At 61.6% G+C, this 4,776-nt stretch carries 5 protein-coding genes; all 5 read right to left on the reverse strand.

The annotated features are described in order from the left end of the window. Nucleotides 1-75: 75 nt before the first annotated feature. Nucleotides 76-354 (reverse strand): DUF971 domain-containing protein, encoded by a 279-nt coding sequence (locus ACW9IR_RS28650; protein WP_102901948.1) that lies wholly within the window; start codon nt 352-354, stop codon nt 76-78. After that, nucleotides 351-1,313: a HEAT repeat domain-containing protein gene (locus ACW9IR_RS28655; protein WP_102901949.1), complete on the reverse strand. Its 963-nt coding sequence runs from the start codon at nt 1,311-1,313 to the stop codon at nt 351-353. The genes ACW9IR_RS28650 and ACW9IR_RS28655 overlap by 4 nt, the downstream gene beginning before the upstream one ends. Continuing rightward, nucleotides 1,310-2,158, reverse strand: a complete 849-nt coding sequence (locus ACW9IR_RS28660) for an ABC transporter ATP-binding protein (RefSeq protein WP_102901950.1) — start codon at nt 2,156-2,158, stop codon at nt 1,310-1,312. Before ACW9IR_RS28660 ends, ACW9IR_RS28655 begins: the two co-directional genes overlap by 4 nt. After that, nucleotides 2,158-2,937, reverse strand: coding sequence for an ABC transporter permease (locus ACW9IR_RS28665; RefSeq protein WP_457465985.1), 780 nt, complete (start codon nt 2,935-2,937; stop codon nt 2,158-2,160). The genes ACW9IR_RS28660 and ACW9IR_RS28665 overlap by 1 nt, the downstream gene beginning before the upstream one ends. Nucleotides 2,938-3,201: 264 nt before the next feature. Further along, a complete protein-coding gene (locus ACW9IR_RS28670; RefSeq protein ID WP_457465987.1) occupies nt 3,202-4,614 on the reverse strand; it encodes an ABC transporter substrate-binding protein in 1,413 nt (470 codons plus the stop codon). Nucleotides 4,615-4,776: the final 162 nt, after the last annotated feature.

Consider the following 4,776-nt stretch of genomic DNA (forward strand, 5'->3'; position numbering starts at 1 on the left):
GGATCAGCCAACATCATTGTTGAATGACACACCGCTATCGCGAGCAGGCGAAGGCCTACAGGGGATTGTGGTGTATCAGGAGTTGAGGTTTGCCAGGTAGGCCCACGGGTAGATGCCGCGCTGGTGGCCGTCGCTGAACACCAGTTGCACGCCGTAGCCCTGGGGGTTTAGTTCGATCAGGCGCACGCGCTCATCAACCAGCGGCGTCAGGCCTTTGAGGCGAAACGCGCGGCATTGCGAGCACGGGCATTGGCGGCGCAGTTCGGCGTGGTTGAGCTGTTGTTCGCGGCCATCCGGCCAGCTCAGGCGTAGCGTCCCTTCACTCTGTGAATTACCCACCGACAGCGGGTTCATTGCAATTGACTCAAGGCGATGCGCACGGCTTTGCGCACTTCCGGGTCGCCGTCGTCCTTGGCGGCCTGTAATGCCGCCACAGCACCACGATCATTCAATTCACCCAAGGCCAGCGCGGCCTCTTTGCGCAGGTTGCTGATGCGATGGCCGAGGGTCTCGATCAACGCGTCCAGCGCTGGAGCGAAACGCAGCCGACCGAGGCTGCGAGTGGCGCGCAGGCGCACTTGCCAGTAATCGTCGCTCAAGGCTTCAACCAGCGCTGAGCCGGCGTCAATGTGGCCGACCTTGCCCAATGTCGTCGCGGCTTCTTCGCGCACTTGCCAGGCATTGTCCTGCAGGGCCAAGCGCAGGGCTGGCAATACTTCGGCGCCGGAGGCCAGGCCCAATGCACCGGTGGCGGCGCGGCGAACTTCGGTATCGGGATCGTCACTGGCCAATCTTGCTAACGCCGGTAACGCGTCGAGTTGCTTGAGCCAGCCAAGCACACCGACGGCTTCGCGACGGACATTGGCGTCGGCATCGTTCAATGCCGCGACGGCAGCCGGTGCGGCGTCGGCAAAACGCAGTTCTCGCAAGGCGCGAAACGCGGCGATGCGCACACTGACGTCGGCGTGATCGGTCCACGGCAGAATCACCCGCCCCGCCGCTTCAGTCTTGAGCAGGCTCAGACTTTGCGCAGCGGCAGATTGCACGGCGGGCGACGGGTCGGTCAGCGCCTCGCACAAGGCTTGCACAACGTCTTCATCCTCCCAGGCCTCCAGCAAACGCGCGGCTTCAGCGCGGACGTCTTCAGCGGGATCCTGGCCGAGGCGATCGACCAGCCAGAGCAAGCCATCCGGCTCTTCGAGATCCGCCAGATCAATCAGCGCAATACGGCGCACACCGGCGTCTTCAGCGGTCAGGCGCGGCTGCAGGGCAAGGATGTCCTGGTTATCGGTCACAGCAAAAATAGAGGTCATAGGGCAAATCGCGGCAAAGGGTTTTCGGGAGGCAGGCCGAGCGGATTGAGGCGCGGCAGCGGTCGGTCATCGTCGTGGCGCAGCAGGTCGAGACAGTGGCGTTTGAGGCGCGAGAATTCAGGACTGGTGACCAGTTCGCTGGTGCGTGGCCGGGCGAAATCCAGGCGCAAGTCTTCGATGATTCGCCCCGGTCGTGCGCTCATCACCAGCAAGCGGTCGGCGAGGAACAGCGCCTCGTCGATGTCGTGAGTGACGAACACCACCGTGGTGCGGATGCGCGTCCAGATGTCCAGCAGCAGTTCCTGCATGTTCAAACGGGTGAGCGCATCCAGCGCTCCGAAAGGCTCGTCCATCAGCAACAGTCGTGGGCGATTGACCAGCACACGGGCGATTTCGACGCGTTGCTGCATGCCGCCGGAAAGCTGATCGGGCCAACGTTCGGCGAAACCTTCGAGGCCGACCAGCTTGAGGATTTCGTCGGCGGCGCGATGACGTTCGGCCTTGCCGATGCCGCGCATCTTCAGGCCAAAGGCAACGTTGTCGCGCACCGTGCGCCAGGGAAACAGCGTGTGATGCTGGAACACCATGCCGCGCTGCGGTGAAGGACCGGACACCGCGGCGCCATCGACTTTCAGGCTACCGGCGTGCGCCTGCAGATGCCCGGCCAACGCACCGAGCAAGGTCGATTTACCGCAACCGGACGGGCCGAGAATACAGACGAACTGGCCCGGTTCGATCTGGCAATCGAGTTCGCGCACCGCTTCGAACGCTTCCCGCCCTGCGCCGAGAACGATGGACAGTTGGCGAATGTCGATCCGCCCCTCAGGGGTTTGCATCACGCTCATCAGGCTTTTCCTCGCGGTCGATGCCAAGGCGTGAACAACCCGCCCAGGCGTTTGATCAGCAGACTGCTGCCCATGCCCAACACGCCGATCAGCAACATGCCGACGACGATGTCGGCGTAGTTCTGAATGGTGTAGGACTCCCAGGTGTAGTAACCGATGCCGAACTGGCCGGAGATCATTTCCGCCGTCACCAGGCAGAACCATGAAGTGCCCATACCGATCGCCAGGCCAGTGATGATGCTGGGTGCAGCGCCGGGCAGGATCACTTCGAGCAGGATTGCGCGGCGCCCTGCCCCGAGGCTTTTCGCCGAGGCGATCAGGCGTGGGTCGACGCCTTCGACGCCGTGCACGGTGTTGAGCAGGATCGGGAACAGCGCACCGGTGAAGGTGATGAATACCATCGACAGTTCGGACGATGGGAACATCAGGATGGCCAATGGAATCCATGCGACCGCAGGGATTGGGCGCAGGACTTCGAGGGGTGGCAGCAGCACGTCTTCGGCCCATTTTGAACGACCGATGGCCAGACCGAGGGCGATGCCGATCAGCAGTGCGGCGAGGTAACCGGCGAAGACGCGGCTGAGGCTGGCGGTGAGGTGCTGGAGCAACTTGCCAGAATCGCCCAAACCGAGCGCCGCTTCGATCACCGCGATAGGTGTCGGCACGTTGGCGAAGGTGACGAGGCCGAGATTCCAGTGGTGGCTGGCGGCGAGTTGCCAGAACAGCAGGCAGAGCAGCAGTGAGGCGGCTCTTGATGTCCAGCGGATGGGTGTTTTCATGGAGCGGGTTTCCAGTTCTGGATCTGTGTTGTGGCTGAGATTTACCCCCTCACCCCAGCCCTCTCCCCCAAGGGGGCGAGGGGGAAAGGGAGCCGATCTCCGAGCTTTTCAAAACCTGCGCTCAGCTTGAAAGGGAGCTGATCTTCATGCCTTTCAAACCTGAGTTCGGCTCGGTATCTCAGGTCGGCGTACCTTGCCCAAACACCTCGGTCAGTCCCCTCTCCCTTTGGGAGAGGGCTAGGGTGAGGGGCTCTTGATCTTCAATCAGCGAGCAGCAACCGCTTGGGTCGTGGCATCCGTAAAGTCAAAAACCTTGCCACCCTGCGCCGAGGCATATTGCTGAGCCTGCCCCTTAAGCAAAAACGCACTTAACCGTCCCTTCGCATCACTGGCAAACCACGCCTGCTCCGCGAGCAACTTGATACCGCTGTCACTGGCCTGCGCATAAACCGCACGGACGTTTTTGCCTTCCTGCTTCAACGCGGCCAGCGCGGTAAACGCCTCTTCCGTAGACGCGTACTGCCGCACCTTGCTCTCACCGCGCACCCAGATTTCTGCAACGTGGCTAAAGTCAGTGATCGCTTTACCGGTAGCCTTCAACGGCGTCTGCGCGTAATTGGCTAACTGGGCCGTGTAATCCAGGTTCGACGCCTTGAACGCCGCCCGAATGTACTGATCGTCAATAAACGTATTCAGATCGAGCCCACGATCAGCCTTCTTCAACAGCTTCAACGTATCGATGGCCGTACCAACCGCCTGACGATATTCCGGCTTCCAGCTCAGGTCGCGGGTCTGCACGCCGAGCGGGCCGTGGAACAGGTAATTCACTTCGGCATCGACGCCGGTGACTTTGGCGATCAGCTCGCTGTACTTCTCGGGCTCGGCGGCGAGCAGTTGATTGGCCTCGATACTCGCGCGCAAGTACGCGACGACGACTTCCGGGTACTTCTTCGCATACGCCTGATCCACCAGCGCACCATGGAACGTCGGCGCATTGGCCTGAGCGCCGTCATAAATCTTGCGGGCGAAACCCCGGCTCGGGAACAGTTCGGCGAACGGCACAAAATCAGCGTGGGCGTCGATCTTGCCGGCCTGTAACGCGGAGCCGGCGACTTCCGGTGGCTGGGCGATGATGTTGACGTCCTTGAGCGGATCCCAACCCTGTGCCGCCACCGCACGCAGCAACATGCCGTGGGCCGTGGAGGCGAACGGCACGGAAATCGTCTTGCCTTTGAGTTCGCTCAGCGCCTGCACCCCGGACGCGCTCGGCACAACGATGCCGTTGCCGCTGCCCTTGATGCTCCCCGACAACACGCTGATAAACAGGCTGTGCTTGCCGGCGGTTTCAAACGCGACACCGTTGAACGCACCGGGGAAATCGGCCATGGCGCCGAAGTCGAGTTTGCCGGCGACCATCTCGTTGGTCAGCGGTGCGCCGCTGGTGAAGTTTTTCCACTGCACGTCGTACTTGGCGTCTTTGTAGGCGCCGTCGTGGGGCAAATATTTGTCGAGCAGACCGAGCTCACGAATCAACAAGCCGCCGGCGGCGCAGTTGATGGTGGTGTCCTGGGTGCCGATGGCGATGCGGATGGTTTCGGCCGAGGCCGACAAGGTGAACGAAGCCAGTACCAGACCGGCGATTGCTGCACGCAACATGGTTGTTTCCCCTCGAATCATTTATTTGAGTTCGTCTCCGCCGCGATCAGGGCACGGTGGGAAACGAGGGGTGTTTTTCAATTCAGCGTCCGGGGTTCACCGGATGGCTTTGGCTTGTCACAAATCCAATGTAGGAGTGAGCCTGCTCGCGATAGCGGTGTGTCAGATGTCGATGTGTTGCCT

Source organism: Pseudomonas sp. SDT291_1_S447 (assembly GCF_054070155.1).